This is a genomic window from Sulfurimonas sp. HSL1-2 (assembly GCF_039645565.1).
GTDB classification, from domain to species: Bacteria; Campylobacterota; Campylobacteria; order Campylobacterales; family Sulfurimonadaceae; genus Thiomicrolovo; species Thiomicrolovo zhangzhouensis.
In genome coordinates this window covers 349,703-372,346 of sequence record NZ_CP147914.1, presented here as the reverse complement: position 1 = coordinate 372,346, position 22,644 = coordinate 349,703, and the positions used below count along the sequence as shown (strand labels likewise).

Annotated in this window: 21 protein-coding genes and 1 tRNA gene; 4 read left to right on the top strand and 18 right to left on the bottom strand. The window is 58.0% G+C overall.

Features of this window, described 5'->3' with window-relative positions; genetic code table 11:
* Nucleotides 1-3: 3 nt before the first annotated feature.
* Together WCX18_RS01920 and WCX18_RS01915 are read right to left on the bottom strand one after the other, a co-directional pair.
* Nucleotides 4-1,155 (bottom strand): phospholipase A, encoded by a 1,152-nt coding sequence (locus WCX18_RS01920; protein ID WP_345989097.1) that lies wholly within the window; start codon nt 1,153-1,155, stop codon nt 4-6.
* A gap of 4 nt (nt 1,156-1,159) precedes the next feature.
* Nucleotides 1,160-1,930, bottom strand: coding sequence for an RNA methyltransferase (locus WCX18_RS01915; protein WP_345989096.1), 771 nt, complete (start codon nt 1,928-1,930; stop codon nt 1,160-1,162).
* A gap of 89 nt (nt 1,931-2,019) precedes the next feature.
* On the opposite strand from WCX18_RS01915, the gene WCX18_RS01910 reads away from it, so the two are divergent.
* On the top strand, nt 2,020-4,716 hold the full coding sequence (locus WCX18_RS01910; RefSeq protein WP_345989094.1) for a hypothetical protein: 2,697 nt from the start codon (nt 2,020-2,022) through the stop codon (nt 4,714-4,716).
* Between the two features lies 1 nt (nt 4,717).
* On the opposite strand, the gene WCX18_RS01905 is transcribed toward WCX18_RS01910, so the two are convergent.
* Nucleotides 4,718-5,620 (bottom strand): hypothetical protein, encoded by a 903-nt coding sequence (locus tag WCX18_RS01905; RefSeq protein ID WP_345989092.1) that lies wholly within the window; start codon nt 5,618-5,620, stop codon nt 4,718-4,720.
* A gap of 64 nt (nt 5,621-5,684) precedes the next feature.
* Here WCX18_RS01905 and WCX18_RS01900 point away from each other — a divergent pair, with 64 nt between their 5' ends.
* On the top strand, nt 5,685-6,956 hold the full coding sequence (locus tag WCX18_RS01900; protein ID WP_345989090.1) for a TAXI family TRAP transporter solute-binding subunit: 1,272 nt from the start codon (nt 5,685-5,687) through the stop codon (nt 6,954-6,956).
* Between the two features lie 5 nt (nt 6,957-6,961).
* Here the strand turns inward: WCX18_RS01900 and WCX18_RS01895 are convergent, their stop codons facing one another.
* From WCX18_RS01895 to mnmG, 7 genes are all read right to left on the bottom strand, one after another.
* Nucleotides 6,962-7,720, bottom strand: a complete 759-nt coding sequence (locus WCX18_RS01895) for a 7-carboxy-7-deazaguanine synthase QueE (protein ID WP_345989088.1) — start codon at nt 7,718-7,720, stop codon at nt 6,962-6,964.
* The gene (gene moaA, locus WCX18_RS01890) at nt 7,720-8,685 is read right to left on the bottom strand and encodes a GTP 3',8-cyclase MoaA (RefSeq protein WP_345989086.1); all 966 of its coding nucleotides are present in this window, start codon (nt 8,683-8,685) and stop codon (nt 7,720-7,722) included. The genes WCX18_RS01895 and moaA overlap by 1 nt, the downstream gene beginning before the upstream one ends.
* 168 nt (nt 8,686-8,853) lie before the next feature.
* Nucleotides 8,854-9,795, bottom strand: a complete 942-nt coding sequence (locus WCX18_RS01885) for a c-type cytochrome (protein WP_345989085.1) — start codon at nt 9,793-9,795, stop codon at nt 8,854-8,856.
* 10 nt (nt 9,796-9,805) lie between these two features.
* Nucleotides 9,806-11,020, bottom strand: coding sequence for a cytochrome bc complex cytochrome b subunit (locus WCX18_RS01880; protein WP_345989083.1), 1,215 nt, complete (start codon nt 11,018-11,020; stop codon nt 9,806-9,808).
* 13 nt (nt 11,021-11,033) lie between these two features.
* Entirely contained in the window at nt 11,034-11,555 is a 522-nt protein-coding gene (gene petA, locus WCX18_RS01875; RefSeq protein WP_345989082.1) for a ubiquinol-cytochrome c reductase iron-sulfur subunit, read from the bottom strand.
* Nucleotides 11,556-11,611: 56 nt separating this feature from the next.
* A complete protein-coding gene (locus WCX18_RS01870) occupies nt 11,612-12,481 on the bottom strand; it encodes a hypothetical protein (RefSeq protein ID WP_345989081.1) in 870 nt (289 codons plus the stop codon).
* Nucleotides 12,478-14,358 (bottom strand): tRNA uridine-5-carboxymethylaminomethyl(34) synthesis enzyme MnmG, encoded by a 1,881-nt coding sequence (gene mnmG / locus WCX18_RS01865; RefSeq protein WP_345989080.1) that lies wholly within the window; start codon nt 14,356-14,358, stop codon nt 12,478-12,480. Before mnmG ends, WCX18_RS01870 begins: the two co-directional genes overlap by 4 nt.
* A 145-nt stretch (nt 14,359-14,503) precedes the next feature.
* On the opposite strand from mnmG, the gene WCX18_RS01860 reads away from it, so the two are divergent.
* Nucleotides 14,504-14,591: transfer RNA gene (locus tag WCX18_RS01860), tRNA-Ser, on the top strand.
* A 114-nt stretch (nt 14,592-14,705) separates the two neighbouring features.
* Here the strand turns inward: WCX18_RS01860 and WCX18_RS01855 are convergent.
* Together WCX18_RS01855 and WCX18_RS01850 are read right to left on the bottom strand one after the other, a co-directional pair.
* Nucleotides 14,706-14,933 carry a hypothetical protein gene (locus WCX18_RS01855; RefSeq protein WP_345989079.1) on the bottom strand — a complete coding sequence of 76 codons (228 nt, stop codon included), beginning with the start codon at nt 14,931-14,933 and terminating at the stop codon, nt 14,706-14,708.
* A 128-nt stretch (nt 14,934-15,061) separates the two neighbouring features.
* Nucleotides 15,062-15,934 carry a hypothetical protein gene (locus WCX18_RS01850; RefSeq protein ID WP_345989078.1) on the bottom strand — a complete coding sequence of 291 codons (873 nt, stop codon included), beginning with the start codon at nt 15,932-15,934 and terminating at the stop codon, nt 15,062-15,064.
* Nucleotides 15,935-16,046: 112 nt separating this feature from the next.
* On the opposite strand from WCX18_RS01850, the gene WCX18_RS01845 reads away from it, so the two are divergent.
* Nucleotides 16,047-17,168, top strand: coding sequence for a hypothetical protein (locus WCX18_RS01845; protein ID WP_345989076.1), 1,122 nt, complete (start codon nt 16,047-16,049; stop codon nt 17,166-17,168).
* A gap of 3 nt (nt 17,169-17,171) precedes the next feature.
* On the opposite strand, the gene WCX18_RS01840 is transcribed toward WCX18_RS01845, so the two are convergent.
* The 6 genes from WCX18_RS01840 to rpmI all read right to left on the bottom strand — a co-directional run bounded on the left by WCX18_RS01840 (nt 17,172) and on the right by rpmI (nt 22,523).
* Nucleotides 17,172-18,491, bottom strand: coding sequence for a diguanylate cyclase (locus WCX18_RS01840; RefSeq protein ID WP_345989074.1), 1,320 nt, complete (start codon nt 18,489-18,491; stop codon nt 17,172-17,174).
* Nucleotides 18,488-19,042, bottom strand: coding sequence for a YfiR family protein (locus tag WCX18_RS01835; RefSeq protein WP_345989072.1), 555 nt, complete (start codon nt 19,040-19,042; stop codon nt 18,488-18,490). The genes WCX18_RS01840 and WCX18_RS01835 overlap by 4 nt, the downstream gene beginning before the upstream one ends.
* On the bottom strand, nt 19,039-21,087 hold the full coding sequence (locus WCX18_RS01830) for a TonB-dependent receptor (RefSeq protein WP_345989070.1): 2,049 nt from the start codon (nt 21,085-21,087) through the stop codon (nt 19,039-19,041). Before WCX18_RS01830 ends, WCX18_RS01835 begins: the two co-directional genes overlap by 4 nt.
* Before the next feature lie 84 nt (nt 21,088-21,171).
* Nucleotides 21,172-21,792, bottom strand: coding sequence for a uracil phosphoribosyltransferase (gene upp / locus WCX18_RS01825; protein WP_345989068.1), 621 nt, complete (start codon nt 21,790-21,792; stop codon nt 21,172-21,174).
* Nucleotides 21,793-21,878: 86 nt separating this feature from the next.
* On the bottom strand, nt 21,879-22,232 hold the full coding sequence (rplT, locus tag WCX18_RS01820; protein ID WP_231020066.1) for a 50S ribosomal protein L20: 354 nt from the start codon (nt 22,230-22,232) through the stop codon (nt 21,879-21,881).
* A 99-nt stretch (nt 22,233-22,331) separates the two neighbouring features.
* Nucleotides 22,332-22,523, bottom strand: coding sequence for a 50S ribosomal protein L35 (gene rpmI, locus WCX18_RS01815; RefSeq protein ID WP_345989067.1), 192 nt, complete (start codon nt 22,521-22,523; stop codon nt 22,332-22,334).
* Between the last annotated feature and the right edge of the window lie 121 nt (nt 22,524-22,644).

The following is a 22,644-nucleotide window of genomic DNA, read 5'->3' as shown; positions in this document are numbered from 1 at the left end:
CCGCTAGCGCGAAAAACTGAACCCGATCGAAAATTTCGTCACGTAGTTGTTATAGTCGATAAGGCTCTCGCCGTAACCGGTGAAGGCCTTCAGGCACCAGAAGACATTCTCGCGGTGTGAGAACGGATAGGTCCAGATCAGCTGCTGCGCCCCCTTGCCCGTCACAAAGTTCTGCCGCAGCAGCAGGCTCGTCATACTCTTGCCGTACGGCAGAATAAACCGCAGCGACCCATACCCAAGGTAGTCGGTCAGATCCGGGTTATCATCCTCTTCGCTCTCTTTGAAACGGTACCAGAGCTTCAGCTCCGTAAAGAGGCTTCCCGTCTGCAAGATAGCCTCCGTCCAGGCGTAGTTCCACGAGCGCGACCGGTTGCGCAGATAAGGCGCTATGGCTGCGGGATCGCTGACATTGATATCGCCGAAATCCTGCTCGGTGATATTCCCCTGACCGTTGGACTGGTGGGCAAAACCGACGGCCACCGATTTGATCGGCACTTTGTGCGACGCCGTCGGGAAGGTAACGAAGACTTCGGGCTGGTAGTTCGTCTCCCGGAAGGGCGAAGAGCCCGCGTACACCTGCCAGAAGGAGCGCTGGGTATAGGCCGCCGAATAGGTCTCGTTCAGGCCGAAGAGATTGGGGAGGAAATCGAGGCGGAAACTCAGCTGCAGTTCCGATTCAATGTTCTTGTAATGGTCCGAGGGCACATAGCTGTCATACACGCCTTCACGGTAGCCGAAGGGGAGCAGGTAGTTCTCGTGAAAGGTCTTCAGACCGAAATCGGAAACGATGCTTTTGCGGATCGTCTCGGCGGTCTCATTGTCCTCGACGGGGTCGAGTTCGCGGTAGGTCGAAAGCAGCCGCTTGTTCTCCCGGTGCAGGGAGGAGTCCGCCGCCGCCTCGAAGTAGCGCCGCGCCGAACGGCGGTACCACCTGGCGGCCTCGGCCCGGTCGGCTTCGACCCCCTCGCCTTTTTCATACATCCTGGCGAGCATATAGGCCGCGTCCTCATCCTCCGTCGCCTCGTACGCGGCCGTAAAGATCGCAAACGCCGCGGGGTAGTCTCCCTGGCGGTAATGTTCCATCCCCGTCTCGAACCGGCTCTCCGCCATCGCCCCCAGGCAGAGCAGGAACATCCACAGCACAACCCGTCTCATGCCATTACTCCCCGGCCGGCAGAAAGGCCAGCAGCGCCGCCGTGACGGCAACGTTGAGCGACTCAACCCCCCGCTGCATCGGGATGGCGACCTGCGCGTTGCAGCGTGCCGCCACCGCGTCGCTCACCCCCTCGCTCTCATTGCCCAATACGAAAACCGTCCGTGCCGGAACGGCGAGCGTGTGGAGCGTTGCATCGGCATGGGAGGAGAGGCCGAAAATGCTCCACCCCTGCGTTTGCAGCGCCTCCAGGATCTCCGGGAGCGCCTCGCAGTAGTAGACCGGCAGCTTGAAGAGCGTCCCCGCGCTCGCCTTCATGACCAGTGGGGAGAGTTTGGCGCTGCCCTGCTTGGGCAGGAGGATGCCGTCGATGTTCCCCGCCGCCGCCGAACGGATGATCATCCCGAGGTTCTGGGGGTTGTGGATGCCGTCAAGTGCCAGCAGCCGGCCCTTGGCCACCGGTGTCTCCAGCAGCGTCTGGGCACTACGGTAGGTCGGCGCGATGATGTCGAGGGCGACTCCCTGGTCCTGTTTGGCATTCCGGGAGATACGCGACAGCGCCGCTTTGGCATGGTACCTGATCGCCACGCCCCGTGCCTCTGCTTTGGCGGTGATGCGCTCGATCACCCCCTCTTGCTTGTTCGACTCGGCCAGGTGGAGGGCATGGATCTCGACCGTCGGGTCGTCCAGGACCTCCTCGACAGCATTGCGCCCGTACAGGGTGATCATGCTTTCGAAAAAACGCTTCTTGTTTTGGTAGGTTGAGGAATCTTTCATAGCCGTTATTATACCCATCGGGACTGAACCCGGTTGATTTGTAACACTTCAGGCACTATAATGTTGCAACTCTCCCGAGGTTTTTTCGTATGACCCGATTGGCATCCCTCCTGCTACTCCCCACCCTTGGCCTGCACGCGGCGCTCCTGCAAAGCAGTACCGTCCCCTGCGACGCGCCCTATTTCACGGCCGAACTCGGCGACTGCGAGCTGATCTATACGGAAGGGAACCTCCCCGTCGCCCGTGAAGCGGCCGCGGTCGAAAACGCGATGCTGCCGCAATATGACAAGCTCTACGGCTATAGCATGGACGAGACGCTCTACGTCGGCCTGCTCTCCAGCCACAACCAGATCGCCAACGGTTTCTCGACCCCCTATCCCAACAACCGGCAAATCAACTACGGCGGCGGGGCGCTGATGATCGACTACTTCAGTTCGACCTCCTGGCTGAACACCCTGCTGTACCACGAAACCGCCCATAACTACCAGATGAACGCCAAAGACAACCCCGTCTCCGGCGCACTGCACACCGTGTTCGGCAACGGCTTCGTGCTGCTGCCCTGGTTCACCCTGCCCAATATCGTCGAGAGCAGCTTCCTGCTCGAAGGGAATGCCGTCCTGAACGAGTCGTGGCACGGCAACGGGGGGCGCCTCTACAGCGGCCGCTTCAAAGCCGCGACCCTCCAGCAGGCGAAAGCAGGCCTCCTCACCCCCGAGCGGGTCTATAATGCCCATTACGACTTCCTCTACGGCTCACACTTCTACACCCTGGGGGGCTTTTACCAGTACGACCTGGCCCTTACATACGGAATGGCCGATGTCAATGCCTACTGGAAAGAGCACTCCTATGACTGGTTCTGGCCCTTCTTCACCAATAGCACGACCAGGCGCACTATCGGCTACGATTTTGAAACGGCCCTTCGTGCCTGGGCCGACGAGATGGCGGCAGAAGCACGTGAAATGAAAGACGTCGAAGGCACCCCTCTGGCCGAAACGCAGTTCTACACGCCGATAAACAGCGACGACGACGCCGTCTACTTCACCGTCAACGCAACCGGCAGAAGCTTTCCCGAGCTGATCGTCTACGACAAGAAAAGCGGCAGGCTCACCCGGGAAAGCGGCAGCTACCGCACCGGGAAGGTCGTCAGGAGCCCTGAAGGACGCTATGCAACCCAGAGCAGCGCCTACACCTCGCCGCTGCGCATCGAAGCCGGTCTCTATACGGAAGGCGCCCACCTCATAGACGGTACGGCAGGCCGCGTCATCGAAGGGTACCTGCGCGACGGCACCCCCGTCTACTTCAACGTCCCCGCCTCCTTCGACCAGCCGCAGCTCTATGTCGGCGACACTTTCTACGCCCGTACCAACTCCTCGGTCTTTATCGACGGGGAGGACAACCTCTACTACTTCGTGCAGGGTGAAGGTAAAACGCGCACACTCTACAAAAACAAAACCCCGCTCTTCTCCCTCCGAGGGTACTATGGCAACGTCAGCGGCGTCGACAGCCGGGGCCGCATCTACTTCATCGCCAATTCGCCGCACGGTTCCGGCCTTTTTTGCTATGACCACGGACGGGTCAGCCGGGCGCACCCCGCCGACACGATCTTCGAGGCACGCCTGATCGACGACACCCATGCCCTGGCCGCCGTGATGGGCGCGGATGCCTACACCTATCAAAAGATACCCCTCGAAACGTTCGACGAAGCGCCCTATGAAGTCACCCTCTTCTTCGAGAAGACGGGGGAGACCCCTCCGGAAACGAATGCCTCGGCGGAGGCCATTGACCTCGGGCACCCCTACCATTCGCCGCTTGAGCTGCACTACAGCGGTACGGACGTCGCCCTGGGCAGCGACAGCGACGCCGGGCTGCTCTATACCCTCTCGCTCAACTTCGCCGACCCGCTGACGCGCAACGCCCTCTCAGCCTTCGTGACCCGGAACGTCGACGCCTATACCCTCGGCGGGATGCGCTACGCCAACAGCCAGTACCTTCTGCAGTTCGCCGTGACCGCCTACGGGGTCATCGATTCCCCCGAGCGCAATGCCACCGAACCCGCTCCCCGCCATTTCGGCTTCGCGGCGGAAGCGGAACTCCCCTTCTGGCGGCGCGGGTACGAATACGGGGCGCTGCGTGGCACCTACTACCAGGATTACGAGGCGGACACCCGGACCCCGATCTCCCTCGCGCTTCCCCTGGCACGCAGCGAGCAGTACGGTGTCAGCATGTACCGCAACGCCTTTTACGCTCTGACCCCCTATAGTGCCTTCGACCGGGGGGATGTCGCCTGGGGTGGAGAGGCGGCGCTGGAGCACGACCTGAGCCACGAATTCTATCTTGCCCTCGGCGGACAGTATTCGCAAAGCAGTGCCGACAGCGGCCTGGAGGCCCGCGGCGTCAAACTCGCAACGGGCATCGCCGACAAGCTCAAAGAGAACGACCCCTCGACGGTTGTCATGCCGACCCTGCGCGATACGACCTATGCCAAAAGCGCGCTCAAAGCCGATGCAGAGCTGCGCAAGGTGTTCAACCTCTCCGCCTACTTCTTCACCTTCCCCGTTTCGCTCCGCCGCGAAGCCCTGCGGGCCGGTTACGCCTACTACGACTTCGAACCCTTCAACCCCTCGGCCTCGCATCTCTATACGTCCGAGGCCTCGGCAGGGTTGACGCTCGACACTTTCTGGTTCAACAAACTCCCGCTGCCCATCACCGTGGATTACTACTACAGCGACTCACCGCTGGCCTCGGACCGCCACACGATCCGCTTCGGCCTGGGCATCGCCTACTGACCTAATAATCCAGCGTGAATCCCAGCCCGATGTTATACCCCCGCAGCCCGTCGGCCTGGATCGTGCTCACTTCGAGAAAGAAGCGCTCGATATATTTCATCGCTTCGCCGACGTACCAGTAGGCGACACCCCCGAGCGTACCGTACCCGTCGAAATGGGTCACGCTTGTAATGTCGCCGCCCAGGTAACTGCCGCGCAGGTACCCCTCCAGCGTCAGGTACATCCCGTGGTAGTCGGCCAGTGGCGCCGTTTCTCCGCCGATGGAGAAGGAGGTAACGCTTGTCTGGGTTGTGAACTTGCTCAGCTGCTTGGTGCTGATGGCGCTTTTCGTCTCATAGAGGTCGTAGGTCAATGTCGCGTACGGTTTGTAGCGATGCCATGTCTGCCGGTACTCCAGCGCCATAAAGACGCGGTAGGAGATGTTCGCGTTGTAGCTCTCTTCGAAAAAATCGCCGACGGTCTCCCCGGCACCGTTGTTGTCCCGTGCAGCGATGCCGACCCTTGAATAGATCGCTTCGAGCCCGCCGAGCAGTTCGAACCCGAGCCCCGGCCGGTAGCGCAGCCCCCCACCGATCCCGCCCGTGTAGGTGCGCAGCATGTTTGTCGCACTCAATGCGATATCACCCGAGAGCGGTGTCGATGTGTTGACGTCGTTGGTCAGCCTGGTTTCGCTGTAGCCCACCCCGCCGATCACGAAGGCATTCAGGTCCGGGGCGAACGGATCGAACTGGTAGCGAAACGGCAGGTGGATGATGTACATGCTCGTATTGGCCCGGGTGAAATCATAGGTCCCGGAGTTGAGCCCGTCCTTGGTCGTAAAGACCATCAGCGCATTGATGTTGGCGAGGTACGCTTTTTTCGCTGCCTCTTCGGCCGTATCCACCGCCGACAGGATTGAAGACATCAAAAGGAGGGCCACTGCAATTCGCGTCATCGTTCCGCTTCGCTTTTTTCGTTATTATAGCGTCATGAAGTGCCATGCCTGTAAGATCATCCTGCTCCTCCTCGCCCTCTTCCTGGGGCTGCTCTATATCGGCAGCCGTTTCCTCCCGCCGCTGGCCCCCGACCGCCTCACCATCGCCACCGGCGAGAAAAACGGCATCTACTATCAGAGCGCGCTGCGCTACAAGGCCATGCTCGCCAAACAGCATGTCACGGTCGAGATCATCCCCACCCACGGTTCGGTGGAAGCGCTCGGACTGCTCAAGGAGCACAAGGCCGACGTCGCATTCGTGCAGAGCGGGAGTACGGATGCGTTCAAAACCGAACCCTTCACCTCCCTCGCCAGCCTCTACAACGAACCGATCTGGGTCTACTACTCCGCCGCAGGGATGGAACTGCACAACCTCAGCGAACTTAAGGGGAAACGTATCGCCGTCGGTGCCGAGGGGAGCGGAACGAAAGCCCTTGCGATCACGCTGCTCGAAGCGAACGGCGTCACCCCCGAAAACAGCTCTTTTCTGACCCTCGGAAGCGAAGCGGGAGCGCAGGCACTGTTCGACGGCGACGCCGATGCGCTTTTTAGCATCATCGGCGCCTTCGCCCCGCTGACAAAGACGCTGCTGCTCGACCCGCAGATCAAACTGCTCGACTTCACCCGGACGCACGCCTATACCGTCCGCTACCCGTTTCTCAATGCCGTCACGCTCTATGAGGGGGTCATGGACCTCGAACACAATCTCCCCGCAACGACCAAACACCTCATTGCCGCGACGGCGACGCTCGTGAGCCGCGAGGGTCTCCACCCCGATCTCATCCGGCTCATCCTGCGCGCAGCGAAAGAGGTCCACGGCGGGGCGGGTGTCTTCCGCAAAGAGGGGGAGTTCCCCGGTACCTCGCGCCTGGAGTTCCCCATCAATGCCGATGCGGAGGTCTACCTGCGCGACGGCGAAAGCTGGCTGGAGAGCCTCTTCCCCTTCTGGATCGCTTCGATCATCAAACGCCTGATGCTGCTCTTCATCCCGGTCATCGCCCTGATGATCCCGCTGGTGAAACTCTTCCTGCCGCTCGTATCGTGGCGCAGCCGCTCCAAGATCTACCGCTGGTACAGAACGCTCAATGACATCGAGGATGAGATGGGGAGCTATGACGCGGCGCAGCGGCGGGAGGCGGTCAATAAGCTTGAACAGGCGCTGCAGAAGATCCAGAAAGTCGACGTGCCGCTCTCCTACCGCCGGGAGTATTACGACCTGATCCAGCACTTTGAGCTGATCCTGGGCAAGCTACGCACGCAAAGCTAGAAGGGCTACACCCCTTTGTTCGCGTCCCAGATGCGGATATGGAGCCGGTCGCTGTAGGTGTAGCCCCGGGCTTTGCAGAAATCGATGACAGCCTCGGTGTTGGCTTCGATCTCGGCACGGCTGCCGCCCATGGGCATGCAGTAGACCTGAATCTGCGGCGCATGGGCGACGATTTCGTCGATCTCGTGCTCCATGTTCTCGCCGATGGAATCCCGGTCGATCGTAAACTTGAAGTAGGCCTCTTTCGCCTGCTGTGCAATGGGGACAAAGGCGTTCGGGCGTACCCGTTTCTCAACCGGCTCGCCGCTGTTGGAGAGTTTGACGGAGAGGGCGAAGACACAGTCGCGGTAGACCGGGAAGCGGTCGAAATCGACGGGCATCGCGCCGTTGGTCTCGAAGGTGACGCGGTGTCCCCGGTCGACAAGATGGCGGACAAAGGCCGTGAAGACCTCATTCTCCGCGTAGATCAGCGGCTCGCCGCCGGTCATGACGACATCGACTTTCGGCGGCAGGGTATAGCCGTTCATGATCGTAATGAGTTCGTCGGCATGCTCGATGCAGAGCCACTGCTCACCGAAATGCTGTTTGTTGACGGCGTAGACGGTATCGCAGCCGGTGACGGTCACCCCCGTGGAAGCCGTTTCCGTACAGCCGAAACCTTCGCAGCGCATATTGCAGCCGCCGAAACGGAAAAAGAGCGACGGTACGCCCGTATAGCGCCCCTCGCCCTGGATGGAGTAGAAGTGTTCGACGAGGTAGAGCATCAGCCCCCCGTTTCGTAAAAAGCGCGCTTGGAGTGCTCGCCGTCCGGATCGCTCCAGCGGTTCTTCTCCGGTTTGTTCTTGACGACCTCTTTGAGGATCAGGGCCGCGGTTTTGATATCACCCCGCTTCACCGCATCCTTGATGCTCATCGCCTCGTCGAAATAGAGGCAGGGAATCAGCTGCCCTTCGGCCGTGAGGCGGATGCGGTTGCACTTTTTGCAGAAGTCATCCTTGTGCGGTTCGATAATGCCGAACTCGTAGCCGTCACCGAGCTTGTAGTAATGCGACGGGGAGTGGCCGTCGAATCCCTCGTCCTCGTAAGCATAACGGCTACCGATAATGCTGAGCAGCTCCTCGCTGTCGAGCCCCTTGACGTCGGAGTGCGCATGGACGTTTTCCATGTACTCGATAAAGCGCACGACCATCCCGCGATCTTTGCAGTATTCGAGGATGTCAAGGATTTCACCGTCGTTGACCCCTCTCATCGGGACCATGTTCACCTTGACCTTCAGACCGACTTTCAGCGCCTCGTCGATACCGGCGAGGACCTGGGTGAGCACATCTTTCTGGGCGATCTTCTCCGCGACGTCGGGCTTGAGCGAATCGACGGAAACGTTGAGACGGCGCAGACCGGCGTCGTAGAGTTTCTGCGCCGCGCCTTTGAGCAGAAAGGCATTGGTCGTCATCGCCAGGTCGACATCGGGTTTGTAGTCGTGGATCATCTTGATAAAGACATCGAGGTCTTCACGCAGCAGCGGTTCGCCCCCGGTGATGCGGATCTTCTTCACGCCCTCGTCAATGGCCACCTTGATAAAGGCGAATAGCTCCTCGAAACTGAGCAGGTTCTCTTTGGGCACCCAGGAGAAGGGCTTTTCCGGCATACAGTACTGACAGCGGAAATTGCATCGCTCCGTTACCGAAACGCGGAGATAATCAACGGTTCTGTCAAATTTGTCTACCAGCAATGCCTACTCTTTTTCCTGCGTCCCGTCGTCTCCGGAACAGCCTCGTATTTTGATGTGTGGAAAGGTATCCAATCCATTAGAAAAGTGAAATTATAGCGGGAAGTTGATTGGAAAGGGTTGAGATAGGTTAAGTAAAGGGTGCGGCAGGGCCGCCGCGCCCCGCTGGGCTTAGTGCAGATCTTTCCAGATCTCTTTTTTCCAGAGATAGGATGCTGCCGCGAAGACAAGCAGGAAGATCATGACCTTGACACCGACACTGTCGCGTTCGGCATGCTTCGGGTCACCGGCCTCGACGAGGTACTCAAGTACCTTCTCAGCCCCGTCCTTGCTGACACCGACACGCGGCATCGCCGTACCGTGCAGCAGGTTCTGCGGGTTCTCGATAAAAGTCGAGAGGTAGTGTTCACCGCGGGAACGGATATACATGGAGAGATCCGGCGGGAGTTTACCCATGTAACCCATCAGGTTCGCGTTGTAATCCTCGAGCTGGGTCAGGAAGACCAGCTCGTCGCGCTTCTTCTTGAAGACCGGTTTCTCGCCGATCTGCGTCCAGTTCTCGTACTTGACGGAGTGGCAGCGGCCACAGGCCGTCTCAAACGCCTGAGCCGGCGTGATCTGGTCCGGTTTCGGAGCGATGGACTGCAGGTAGGCGACCATGTCGGCGACCTCCTGGTCGATATCTCCGCCGGCACCGTAGAAGGCGATCATCGGGTGCATTTTCCCGCTTTCAGGCGTGAACTTGTGCTCGACCATCAGCGCCTGCGTCGGGTTCTTGATCAGGGCGGCAAGGAACTTCGGCTCATAGATGCCGCCCGCATTGCTCAGGTCCGGCGGGTTGACGCCGTAAGAGGCACTGTTCGTGACCGCATCCATCGCCGCCGGGAAACCGGCGGATTCGATGCTGTGACAGCCGATACAGCCGCCGGCACCCATGACCAGGTCCTGGCCGCGGGTCGCGTCGCCCGTTTTTTCGAGCGGCGGAAGGTCATCATAGGAGAAGCCTTCGCTCTCAACATGCGCATGCATCTGCGAGTGGGCGAAAGGCTCCACCAACCAATAGGTCACCAGGGTAAAGAAGATGACAACGGCTAAAATTTTAAATTCTTTCATCTACTTCTCCTTATACCCGTTTTTCCGATTTAGTAATGAACGGCAGGATGATCCAGAGCAGGAAAAAGAATCCTGCAGCATACAGACCGATCGTGCTGTAAATACCCTGCGGCGGCAGCTTGCCCATCGCGGTCAGGACGATCAGGTCGATGACCATCGCCCAGAACCAGAAGAAGAAGAGGCCGCGGCGGCTTGCCGGCACGGCGTTCGGGCTGCGGTCAAGCCACGGCAGCAGGAAGAAGATCACCTGAGCGATCCCGAAGGCGACGAGTCCCGGATCTTTCGGGAACGGGCGCAGGATCTCATAACTCCAGAGGAAGTACCACTCCGGATAGATGTGCGGCGGTGTCTTCAGGCCGTCTGCCGGGTCGAAGTTGATCGGGTCCATCGCGAAACCGAAGTGCCAGAAGACCAGGTAGAAGAAGAAGATCAGGTAGATGCTCACGACGAACATATCCTTGGAAAGGAAGTCGTTCGCGAAGGCAATGACCTTGGACTCTTTCTTTTTACCGGCTTTATACTTGGCTGCTTCCTCGTCGAAATCGAACTCCTCGCCGTCCTGGTTGTTAACGTGCGGGATACGCAGCGCACCGAAGTGCAGCCCGATGAGGCCCAGGATCGCCAGCGGGATCAGCAGGACGTGCAGCATGAAGAAGCGGTCCAGGAACGCCTGGCCCGGGACGTAGTCACCGCGGATCCACTCTACGAGTCCGTTGAACTCGAGTGAACCGAGGCTAAACAGGTTGGTGATAACCATCCCCGCCCAGTAGCTCATCTGGCCCCACGGCAGCATGTAACCGCTGAACGCTTCGGCGGAGAACGCGACGAACAGGAGCATACCGGAGATCCAGATCATCTCGCGGCCCTTCTTGTACGAGCCGTAGTAGATCCCCGTCAGCATGTGGATATAGATGATCAGAAAGACGACGGAAGCCGCGACTGCATGGACGTGACGCCAGAGCCAGCCGAATTCCACTTCGCGCATGATCGTGAAGTTGACACTGTCGAAAGCCGTGTCGACGTGTGGCTGATAGTACATCAGCAGGAAAATCCCTGATACGAGCAGGATGCCGAACGTAAACGCCAGGACCATCCCCATTGCCCAAAGAAAATTGATATTTTTCGGAATCCAATACTCTTTTGAGAGTACGCGCTGCAGCGTATCGATCGCCAGGCGCTGGTTCAACCAGTCATGTACGCTGGTTGCTTTAGTAAAGTGTGCCATTTCCCCTCCTCACTTACGCCAGCACGCCGGCTTCTTTCATTTGGCGATACGTTTCGCCCTCTTCGCCCAGAACCACGGTATTGCCTTTGACATTGAAAGGCGGAATCACCATCGGGCTCGGCGGCGGCGCAAGGGTATCGATACCGCTGCTGTCGAATTCCCCCCCGTGGCAGGCACATTTGAAGTCCTGCTTCGCCTCGCGGTACGCCGGGATACACCCAAGGTGCGTACACAGACCGATACAGATCAGGAAGTGTTCCCCGTTCACGATGATATCGCGCGCCGACTGTTCAGCACTCTCTTTCGCGACCATTTCCGGCGTTTTTTTCAGAATGAAAATCGGCTTCCCGCGCCACTTCTCGACCATCAGCTTGTTCGGTTCAGCAGCGCTCAGATCGACTGTCGTAAAACCCGCCGCTTTAACGCTCGGAAGCGGGTCCCACGATTTTTTCATAGCATAAAGTGCTCCGACGGCGCCGACACCGGCAACCGCTCCGAAGACTTTACCCATAAAACCCCTACGGCTTTGCTCCATAGTTTTGTCCTCACTTATAAAACATTTCGCTCTATCTTATATAAAATAGGATTAAGTCAATATAAATTTAGATTTTGTTTAAGAAAGGTTGCTAATTCTTCGCTATTTTTGGGACAAGCGTGATAGGTATGTGATTGCACTTCGTTTAATGCTGCCGATAATGCTGACTTATTAAAACCGTGAATAACGGGAATGGTGAGGGATTCGAAAAGCGGGATAAAATCGGTCGGGTAATCGGCACGCTGAAGGTAGATCGGTTTGCCGCCGGCGGCAAGGTGCTCCAGCACCGCCTGGGGAGACGACGTCACCAGGCATTCGCTTCCGGCGACGACCGTATCGTACGCCTCTTCATCATGCAGCGCCGTAAAACGCTCCTTGAGCTTCCCGCCGTAGCCGTAAAACCAGTAGAACCCTTCCAGCAGCTCCAGCTCCAGCCCTGCAAAAGTCTCGGCGTTCGCCGCCAGGTCCTCCTCGTAGTCGTCATCGCCGAAAAAGAAGGCCCGCTTGATTGTTTTGGGTTTTATATCGAACCAGGCGTCGTCCACGGCGACGCCTTTGAAGATCCCTTCACCTTCGAGGTAGGGGGAGACGAGCAGTTCGCCGGGGTGCTTCTGCTCGTTCGGATCGTCGCTGATGCGGATAAAGGTCGAGAAGTAGCGGGTCATGTCGTCGAGCATGACCGGATTGATCTCGGCGGAGTCGAAGATGATCTTGTCGCCGTTGTTCGCGATCTGGGGGATATTGCGTACGACGTCGACGCCGACGGCACGCTTGATGCCGTGTTCGCGTGCCATCGAAGCGATACGGAAATCGGAAGTCAGCAGGGTGATATCGACGTCGCCCAGGGCGCGGATGATCGTCGCGGCGCGGCGGAAACGGTCCAGGCCGATGCGGTGCCCGGTGTGTACATAGTAAAAGAGTCTCATCCTGCCGCCTTTTTCTGTGCCATCTTGATATAGATGTGCAGGATCTCGATCGCCGCCGGCGTCACCCCGCTGATCTGCGAGGCTGCCTGCAGGGTCGGCGGGTTGAAGGTTTTCAGCTTCTCGACGATCTCGTTGGAGAGCCCCTTGACGGAGGCAAAGTCGAACCCTTCAGGGATCTTGATGCTGATGTTCTTCTTCATCTTCTCGATCTCGTCGAGCTGCTTCTCGACGTAGCGGGCGTACTTCGCCTCGACCATGATCTGCTCCTGGATATACGGATCGTACTTGCCAAGCTCCGGAAGGAGGGTGAGCATCTTCTCGCGGGTGAAGCTCTTGCGCGCGATAAGCTGCTGCGCGGTAATTTTGTCCGTCACACGCTCCTCGCCGATGCTTTCCAGGAAGGCGAGGAACTCCTTGTTCGGGGTATATTCCGTCGCATTGACGAGGGCCACCCCCTCCTCGATCTGCTTGCGTTTCGTCTCGAACCGTTCGAAAGTCGCATCGTCGATAAGTCCCGCATCGTGGCCGTATTTGCCCAGGCGGATGTCGGCCGTCTCTTCGCGCAGCAGCAGACGGTACTCGGCACGGGAAGTGAACATACGGTAGGGCTCTTTGGTCCCCTTCGTCACCAGGTCATCGATCAGGACGCCGATATAGGCCTCGTCGCGGCCCAGGACCAGCGGCTCCCGGCCGTCCAGCGAGAGCGCGGCGTTGATCCCCGCCATCAGCCCCTGGGCTGCCGCCTCCTCGTACCCTGTCGTCCCGTTGATCTGGCCGGCCAGGAAAAGATGGTGCACCTTTTTCGTCTCCAGCGAGTGCTTCAGCTCCGTCGGGTCGACGTAGTCATACTCGATCGCGTAGCCGTAGCGGACGATCTTCGCGTTCTCCATCCCCCGCACCGAGTGGACCATCGCCTGCTGTACATCCGGCGGCAGCGAGGTGCTCATCCCGTTGATGTAGCACTCGGTGTTCTCCTCGGTCTGCGGCTCGATGAAAAGGTGGTGACGGTCTTTGTCCCGGAAACGGTTGATCTTGTCCTCGATACTGGGGCAGTAGCGGGGGCCAATCCCCTCGATCTGGCCCGTAAAGAGCGGGGCGCGGTGGAAGTTGCCCTCGATGATGCCGTGCGTATCTTCATTCGTATAGGCGATATAGCAGGGGAGCTGCCGCTTCTCTTCGGCAAACTTTTTGCGGTCGGTCCGGAAACTGAAAGGGTTCGGCAGTTCGTCGCCGGGCTGCTGCTCCATCACCGAGAAATCGATCGTCTTGGAGTCGACGCGGGGACAGGTACCCGTTTTGAGGCGGCCGACCTTGAGCCCGAGGGCGCGGAGCGAATCGGAGAGATTCTCCGCCGAAAACTCCCCGAAACGGCCGGCCGTCTGTTTCACCTCGCCGATATGCACGACCCCTTTGAGGAAGGTCCCCGTCGTGAGGACGACACGTTTGGCACGGTATTCGTTGAGCAGGTTCGTGCGCACCCCTGTGACCGTCTGCTCGTCATAAAGCAGCCCTTCAACGGTCTCCTGCAGCAGGTCGAGGTTGGGCGTGTTCAAAATCACGTTGCGTGCCGCGATACGGTATTTGTCCATATCGATCTGTGCACGGCTGCCGCGTACGGCGGGCCCTTTCGCCGCGTTGAGAATACGGTACTGGATCCCCGCTTCGTCGGTCAGCAGTCCCATCTCGCCGCCGAGAGCATCGAGTTCTCTGACCAGGTGCCCCTTCGCCAAACCGCCGACGGCCGGGTTGCACGACGTCGCGCCCACCTGTTCGGCCAGCATGGAGACCAGCAGGGTCTTTTTGCCCATACGTGCCGCCGCCAGGGAAGCCTCTATGCCTGCATGCCCGCCGCCGACGACGATAATATCGTATTCCAACACGTCTTTTCTCTCCGGAATCAGGTCTCTTTTCAACCTTTAATGACTGGAATTATAGCGACTTCGAAGCCGATACCGCTTCTTAGCCGATTCGTTTAAAACTAAATTGAGAATTGTTTGAGTATAATGCGGGTCTTCAAAATGTAGACAGGTGGCCGAGCGGTTGAAGGCGCACGCCTGGAACGCGTGTAAGTGTAACAGCTTCGAGGGTTCGAATCCCTTCCTGTCTGCCATTATTGAACCCTTCATTCCCTACAGAACGATTCAGACAAAATATCCCTAAGATCCTATCAATGTTATAGACGTTCGGAACAGTGCCAAGGAACGTATCCCCCGGCATACTTCAATTACTCCTCTTCGTCGTCCAGAGCATCCCGCTGCGGTCTATGCGTTTTCAGCCACGCTTCGATCATGTCGCGCTCCTGAGACGTATAGCCTCTTTTCTGGTTGACCAGCTCCTCGTCGGCACGCTCTTTGCGGGGCGATTTTTTGCGCGGAACGGTGTCCTCTTCATCATCGTCAAAGGGTGTGACGTTTTCCTTGCTTAATGAAGCATCATCGTCGTCATACTCCATCGTATTCCTCCATGTAAATATTCAGCATCATAATCTATTTCCGCACAGGAAACAAGAGTAAATTTTCGGCACTGAAGGTGAAAGAAAAAAGGGGGTGAACCGGCCGTGGGCCGGGGAGGAGTAGGGGTTTACTGTTTACACATTTTCCAAAGCGTGGACGTCGCCGTTCCGCCCGCGAGCTCAAGGGTCGCGATACAGTTCACGTCGGGATCATCGAGGTACTGGAAGACCAGGTAGCGAACCCCGGCGATCTCGATCACTTTCCCGTCCGCGCTGACGCCCCACTCGCCGCCGCTGCCCGTCGAGATTGTGCCGTTGTCGCTGAAATAAACCGTCGTCTCGGGAGCCGGGTTTGCGTCAAAGCCCGAAATCGTCCACGTGCCGACAACGGTGAAGTTGTAATTGAGCAGGTTCCCGAACTTGACCGTGGTGCCGTAATAGTAGCCCGTGCTCCCCATCGTGGCGCCCTCGTTCTGCAGCGTTTCATGGCAGAGCTTGAGGGTGGTGCCGTCATCGGTCACCTCGTAACAGTTCGGCTGCCCCTGGAACCCCTGGCCCGTTGCCGTGTATTGGTGAAGTATCCCGTTATAGTTTCCAACGTTCAGCGGGTTCCCGCTGCTGGCGACGCCCCATTCTCCGTAGTACGTATAATCATCCGACGCGTTTTGCTGAAAAGCGTACCCCAGTGAGGAGAACTGGTATCCGAACTGATAACGGTCGTAAAAGACGACACCGTCCGTCCGGTTCGTATTGCTTTGCGAATAAACACTCCACATATCCTCGACCACCGTCTCACCCGTCGCACTCGGGAAAAGGGCGCTGCTGTCGTAGCACCCGAAATCGTTCTCCGAATACGTCCCCGTTGGGCAGTTGTTCGCCGGGGTCGTCGGCAGGTCAATGGTGTTGTTATCCTGGGTCTGCGTATCCTCGACCTGTCCGCATCCGGAGAGCACGGCCAAGAGAGCCGCCGAGGCAATCATCGCGCTATGTAATTTCTTCATGCCTCTATTATACCCTCTGAAATTAAACCCTGTCACGGCTTCGGGAAACTCACAGCCGACTTTCTCTATAATGTGCGCAAGAAACCGAAGGCACCCGAAAAAAGGAGTTCTATTGCCCAAAATCAGCAAAGCCATCGCCAACCTCGATGACAGCGAACTGGGCGATAACCTCCTCTACTACGACTACCACGTCAAGCACCTCCTCTCCCTGCTCAAAAAGGGGCTCGGTCCCGACGACGACGCCTTCATGAGCGCCTACCGCTCCTTCGAGGGCGAAGTCTTCGAGAACTACGCCTACGAGATGCTCCTGCGCTACGTCAAGCAGCATCAGTTCATCAAAAAGTTCATCGTCAAGGGCCCCCACAAGGAGCGTACGAAGGCCCAGCCCAATGCGCTCTCCGTCAACTGGAAGGGACAGATCGTCTACCGGATCAAACGCAACGAGATCGGCGAATTCGACGCCATGTTCTTTACGGACAAAGAGCTTTACTTCGTCGAGATGACCCTGGTGGGCTCGGTGACGAACCTGCGCAAGCGCATGCGGAAAAAACGCGCACTCCTGCAGACCCTTTTCCCGCACTACTCCATCAAGGCCCTCCTGATCCTCAACGAAGGGGTGACGGGGCTGAGCACCCTGCCCGATTACGCGACGGCCTGGGTCACCAAACCCTACAGTGCCGCAAGTGTTTTCGAATGGCTGCAGCAGGAGAAACGTCCGAAACGCAAGCCTTTCAAACGCATCGGCGGGGCGCAGATCGTCGGCACGGAAGACCTGAAAATCCATCCGTTCCGCTACTACAATACCCTGGGGTGGGTGCTCAATAAAATCCGGATCAAGAACGGGGTTATCAATACCCAGTTCCTCTTCTCCAAAACCGTCCAGCGCTACCACGACCTGTTCGTCAAAATGTACATCGGCTACATGGAGCCCGAGGCGTTCCACGAACGCTTTCCCGGCATCGCGAACCCCCATGACGCCCGGGCCTATATCGCCATCGAGAAAGAGCACGCCGGGGGGTATATTCTCAACTTTTTCCTCTCCCACAGCCGCAAGAACCTGGAACTGATCACCGAGCGCAACGGCAAGCCCTATTCCGTAAAAAAAGACCCTTACGGGGTGACGGTGACGGAAATCGCCTATATCAGCAACGTGGTCAAGGTCCACCACGCCCTGACCAGCGCCCAGATCGATACCATTATCCGCAAACTCTCCAAACACCACACCGAGGATTAGGCGCTATGCCTCGGAGGACTCTCCGTAGACGATGCGGTTCCGCCCCGCTTTTTTCGCCCTGTAAAGCGCCTGGTCTGCGGCGGCGATGCATTTGGCGATGCTGTCATGCGGCCCGGGCACCAGTGAACAGAACCCGAAACTGAGCGTAATACCGCTGACCGCTTCCGCCGGCGGTGGCAGCGGCGACATCGCCCACACCTTCTCCTGCAGCCGTTTCACCAGCGCCTGTGCATCGGCATACCCCGTATCGAAAAGGATCACGGCAAACTCCTCGCCGCCGTAGCGGGCCACGAGGTCGGATGCACGCTTGATCTCACTGCCCAGGATCTCCGCAATGCTCCGGATCACCACGTCACCGGCAGGGTGCCCGTAGGTGTCGTTCACGCGCTTGAAGTGGTCGATATCGCAGATGACGAGCGAGAGGGGAATCTGCTCGCGGACGCATACCGCCCAGGATTCGTTCAGATGTTCCTGGAACGAACGACGGTTGGCGATCCCCGTCAGGACGTCCAGTCGGCTCAACGCCGTCAGCCGTTCATTGGCCCCCTTCAGCGCCTGCTCCGCCGTTTCGCGGATACGGATCTCCTCCTGGAGCTGCGCATTGGTCCATGTCAGGGCATCCGTCCGTTCGCGGACCTTCTCATCCAGGTTGCGGTTGAGTTCATCGAGTTCCGAGGTGTAGTGGCGGATACGTTCAAACATCTGCTGCATAGACTCCTCGATCATCCGCACCTCATCACAGCACGCCTCGGGCATCGTGCTCATATCATCGGTTTTCGGATCAAAGTTACGGATCCAAGTCAGCAGAACATAGATCGGCCGTATGGCGTAATGCAGAATGACAATCAGCAACAGCAACAGCAGCCCCGCAACGAGTACGAAACTGATGATGAAGGTCCGGTGTTCCTGCTCCGTCATCTGCAGCACACGGCTGGTAAAGATGAAGGTCACTTCGCCCAGCGCACTCCCGCCTTGCGGGTCCGGCACGATTTTATGCAGGCGGATAAGCGTCGTATGCTTTGGGATATGTTCCCCGATGTCAATCATCGCCATGCCCTCGGCAGTGAGAATGACACGTACGAGGTCCGGATTTTGGCGCACCAGTTCCGCAATGTACTGGCGGTTCTCATGTTCGAGTTCAAATGCCGTGTTGACCGCCAGGATGGGGAGTACCGTATCGGCCACCGTCTCATACTTGCTCTGCTCGGTCGTATTGAGGATCACTTTGAGTTTGACCTCGTACTGGTACTGCACCAGCAGGAAAAGGGCGAGAGCAAAGACGATGACCGTACCGAGGATACGGGTGCGGACGGAGGGCTTCACGGCGTCTCCTTCGGCAGTTCCAGGAACTTGGAGATACGCTTGAGGCCGCTGCTGAAATGAATCCCCGCCTCTTTGGCCTGCTGCAGGTTGAGGTAGGGGCGGACGCTCCGGCCCACATGCAGCGACATCAGCACCCCGTATTCGAGGAAGCGGTTCTCATAGGCCATTGTCAGTTTCTTGTGCGCGGTCGCATAGGAGACGGCGCGCCGGACTTTCTCTTCGTCCGCATTGAGAAAAAAAAGAAGTTCGCAACGGTCGCAGCGTGTTTCCAGTGCCTCATAGCGGCTTTTGACGATCCGTATCCTCATACCTTTCCAGCCGTCCGGATACGCCGAGCGTACCATCCCCGCAAAAGCGTCCGCCACCTCCCCCTCTCCCGCTTCGTAAATGACACAGATCGAGAGAAGGTCCGCCGGACCCTTTTCCACCCCCTCGCTCATCATCAGCAGCCGGGGGGCAAGTTTGGCCTGGGTCTCGAGCAGCACGGGTTCATACTGGTACGCCGCCAGTGACAGCGGCAGCAGGAGGACCAGGAGCAGCCACCGTTTCAAAACCGGTACTCGGCTTCCACAAGAAAATTCCGGTCTTCTCTCGGAAGGCCGTCAGGATGGCGGGAGTAGTAGCTGGGGTAGCGCACGTCGGCATCCAAGAGGTTTTTGATGGAAAAAAGCAGGCTCCAGTGCAGCGGGCTGACATAGGCCATCGTCGTATCCATGATCAGGTACGGATCCATGTTCACCGTCCCGGCCCGCGCCTCAAACTCCCGGTTGTAAGGGTGTTCCCCGATATACTTTGCCAGGACGGAGAGTGAAAAAAGCGGGCTCAGGTAATGAACAAAGTAGCCCTTGCTCATCCAGATGGCCGCCGTCGGCATCAACTGCTCGATCCCGCTGCCGGCCGTTTGGTACGTCGTGTTTGTATAAGAGAGACTCAGATGCAGATGGTCCTGGGCCAGCAGCATCGCGTCATAGGCCACTTCAACACCCGTCGATGTCCGTGACGGCCAGTTCCTGTAACCGCCTTCCGCCGGTTTATCATCGATGTCAAGGACATCATGCTGCAGGGCGTGATAGGTATTGACCTGGAAACGCTGCGCGGAATCCTTTTTGTAAATGGCGATCACTTCAAACGTATCCGTCGTCTCGGCCTTGAGGTCAGGGTTGCCGCTACGGGTGCCGTCACCGGGACCGTATTCGACCGAATACTGCTCCACCCATGACGGGATTCGGAACGCATGGCCGTAATTGGCCTTCAGCTGCCACCGGTCATTCGGGGTATACAGGGCCCCGAGCTGGGCACTCGGGTAGAACTGCTTCTCCTTGGTATAGTAATCCCCCCGCGCAGCGAGCAGCAGCCCGAAACTGCGACCCAGGTCCCAGTTGTCCTGAAGATAGAGCGCGAGGTTGTCCCGCAACAACCCTTCTTCGACGACCGGACGGTCGCCGTAAGGCGACAGCGTCTCGCTGATCTCACTGTTGCGTTCGCGTATGCGCTGCCAGAGCACCCCTGCATTCGTATGATGACCTTCCACCTCCGTACTGCTCATACGGCTCTCGACCCTGAACTTGTCCTCGCTTTCGGCAACACTGAAACGGTACGGTACCATGACATTCGTATCCGGGTCCCTGTAATAGTCCTGTGCCTCTATATCCAGATCATAATAGCTGTACATCAGGGTGGTGTGCAGCGTCGTCGCCCCGCTGAGCGTTGCTTCGTAACCGCCCTCGACGAAAAAATAACGCTCGATGTTGCGGGGATCCGTGTCAAGCTCCAGGCGCTCGTTCCATCCGTAGTAGTTCCCGCTCTCGCGGCTTTTCATACGGCTTTTCAGACTCCACCCCTTGTGGGTGATCGTCGTCCCGATACTGTAATCGTTAAGACGCTCGTTACTTTCGGGGGCCCGCAGAAACGGAATGGTGTTACCGCTCCCCGGATCATAGATGTTCTTCGGCACGAAATCGTCCCCGGCAGACAGAAATTTTTCGGAACGCTGCAGATAGACGTCGGCCTGCAGCGTCGTCTCCGGCCCCAGCACTTCGAAAAGGCGCCCGCCCCCCATTCGGTAGGCGTAGCTCCCCCCGCCGAAGAACATTGCGCTGCCGTCTCCTTCCATATGCCGTGTTGTCACGCTGATGACCCCGTTGAATGCACCGTTCCCGTAATAGGCCGACGCCGGCCCGCGCAGCACTTCGATGCGTTCGATCACGGCAACTGGCAGTTCCAGGAAGGTGGCTGTATTCGACAGAAAAGCGGTTTCGATGGGGACGCCGTCGAGTTCGAGGCGTGTTTTGTCAAAGGTAAAGGTGTCAGGGTTGTCAAAACCGCGTACAATGACTTTCTTCACCCCGAACTGGCTGATACTCGTCTCTACCCCAGGGACGATCGAGAGGGCTTCAAAGAGGGTGTTCACCCCCAGCCGGAACAGCTGATCGTGTTCGAGTACCGAGACGACCGACGTCGTGTAGTCAAGGTTCAGCCCCGCCTCGGACACATCCCGGTTTGCCTCTTCCAGCAGTGCCGCCAGTTCGTCCCCACCCGTTCCGGAAGCAAGGAGCACGAGCGGAACGGCGCAGCTCCATAGGGCTCCTAATTTCACCGATCAACCTGAATAGAATATGCCATAGACCTATACTATACGAGAAAATATAAGGAGATCGTTAAAAACTGCGTTTATATATGTTTAAAGCGTATTAAACGCCCGGTCCCCCGCATCGCCGAGGCCCGGTTGAATGAACTTATCCGCATCCAGCCCCGGATCGATCCGGGCGACAAAGAGGGCAAGATCCGGATGCGCGGCACTCACCCTCTCCAGTCCCTCGGGCGAAGCGATGATATGCAGCGACGTGATCCGCGCCGGCGCTTTCTGACGGAGCAGCGTCACGGCATCGGCAAGGGAACCGCCCGTGGCGACCATCGGGTCGACAAGCACCACATGTTTGCCGCGGCAGTCGGGGACACGGTCATAGTAGAGCTTCGCTTCGTGTGTCGTTTCGTCCCGTTTCATTGCCAGGAACCCGGCCGACGCCTGCGGGAAAAGTTCCATGGCCGCTTCGAGCATCGGCAGCCCGGCCCGCAGGATCGTCACAAAGAGGAGCTCCGACTCCGCGACCAGCGGGTACTCGGCCTCCCCCCGCCAGGTCTGAAGCCTTACCGGGTTCAGATCGTCCGTCCCGATCGCAGCGTCCGCCAGAAGCAGGGTCAGTTGGGCTATCAGGCGTCGAAAACGTTCGGCGTCGGTGGCTTCGTCACGCAGCCTGTTTACAAGATGGGTCGCCAGGGGCGTAGAGAGTTCGTGGACCATGGGATAACCTTCATCGTCGAGGTCATCAATTGTACAGAAGATTGTCTAAAAGGGGAAAAGGGAGTCGGGGCCGGAGCCCCGGAAGATTACAGGGCCGCTTTGGCCTGTGCAGCGACGGCGGAGAAAGCCGCGGCGTCGTTCATCGCCATATCGGCAAGAATTTTACGGTCAAGCTCGATGCCTGCTTTTTTCAGACCGTTCATGAACGTAGAGTAGTTCATATCGTTGAGGCGGCATGCCGCGTTGATACGAACGATCCACAGTTTGCGGAAATCGCGTTTTTTCTGCTTGCGGTCACGGTAAGCATAAACGAGGCTGCGCTCGAGCTGCTCTTTCGCTTTGCGGAAGTGTTTGCGGCGACCGCTATAAAAACCGCGTGCAAGTTTCAGTACTTTTTTGTGACGGCGGCGTCTGACGACACCTGTTTTTACTCTTGGCATATTCTGTTTCCTTTCTTTACCCGTTCATATCTTTCAATGTTTCGGGTGCCGCTGTGCGGACTTGCCCAGTCTGGACTGGAGAGTTGACTGTTGGACCGCTTACGCGATCATCGCTTTGACGGCTTTGGCATCTGTATTCGTCAGATACTTCGGCGCGTTCTGCTTACGGCGTGTACCGGCATCCTGTTTTGTCAGGATGTGGCTGCGAAACGCTGTACCGCGTTTGACTTTGCCGCTTTTCTTGACCTTGAAACGCTTGACAGCGCCCTTGACCGATTTCATCTTTGGCATCGTGCATCCTTTCTGTAATCTCGACATTTACACCCGTGGGCATAAAATGAGGACGCGATTATAGCGTATAAAGTGTTAAAATGGAATAGAGTGATTGGAAAGTGCCGGCAGCGGCCGGCAG

What these genes read in the sequence shown, in the direction of transcription:
- WCX18_RS01920 (WP_345989097.1), bottom strand. Translation starts at nt 1,155, where the DNA reads ATGAGACGGGTTGTGCTGTGGATGTTCCTGCTCTGCCTGGGGGCGATG.
- WCX18_RS01915 (WP_345989096.1), bottom strand. Translation starts at nt 1,930, where the DNA reads ATGAAAGATTCCTCAACCTACCAAAACAAGAAGCGTTTTTTCGAAAGC.
- WCX18_RS01910 (WP_345989094.1), top strand. Translation starts at nt 2,020, where the DNA reads ATGACCCGATTGGCATCCCTCCTGCTACTCCCCACCCTTGGCCTGCAC.
- WCX18_RS01905 (WP_345989092.1), bottom strand. Translation starts at nt 5,620, where the DNA reads ATGTCTTCAATCCTGTCGGCGGTGGATACGGCCGAAGAGGCAGCGAAA.
- WCX18_RS01900 (WP_345989090.1), top strand. Translation starts at nt 5,685, where the DNA reads ATGAAGTGCCATGCCTGTAAGATCATCCTGCTCCTCCTCGCCCTCTTC.
- WCX18_RS01895 (WP_345989088.1), bottom strand. Translation starts at nt 7,720, where the DNA reads ATGCTCTACCTCGTCGAACACTTCTACTCCATCCAGGGCGAGGGGCGC.
- WCX18_RS01885 (WP_345989085.1), bottom strand. Translation starts at nt 9,795, where the DNA reads ATGAAAGAATTTAAAATTTTAGCCGTTGTCATCTTCTTTACCCTGGTG.
- WCX18_RS01880 (WP_345989083.1), bottom strand. Translation starts at nt 11,020, where the DNA reads ATGGCACACTTTACTAAAGCAACCAGCGTACATGACTGGTTGAACCAG.
- petA (WP_345989082.1), bottom strand. Translation starts at nt 11,555, where the DNA reads ATGGAGCAAAGCCGTAGGGGTTTTATGGGTAAAGTCTTCGGAGCGGTT.
- WCX18_RS01870 (WP_345989081.1), bottom strand. Translation starts at nt 12,481, where the DNA reads ATGAGACTCTTTTACTATGTACACACCGGGCACCGCATCGGCCTGGAC.
- WCX18_RS01855 (WP_345989079.1), bottom strand. Translation starts at nt 14,933, where the DNA reads ATGGAGTATGACGACGATGATGCTTCATTAAGCAAGGAAAACGTCACA.
- WCX18_RS01850 (WP_345989078.1), bottom strand. Translation starts at nt 15,934, where the DNA reads ATGAAGAAATTACATAGCGCGATGATTGCCTCGGCGGCTCTCTTGGCC.
- upp (WP_345989068.1), bottom strand. Translation starts at nt 21,792, where the DNA reads ATGGTCCACGAACTCTCTACGCCCCTGGCGACCCATCTTGTAAACAGG.
- rplT (WP_231020066.1), bottom strand. Translation starts at nt 22,232, where the DNA reads ATGCCAAGAGTAAAAACAGGTGTCGTCAGACGCCGCCGTCACAAAAAA.
- rpmI (WP_345989067.1), bottom strand. Translation starts at nt 22,523, where the DNA reads ATGCCAAAGATGAAATCGGTCAAGGGCGCTGTCAAGCGTTTCAAGGTC.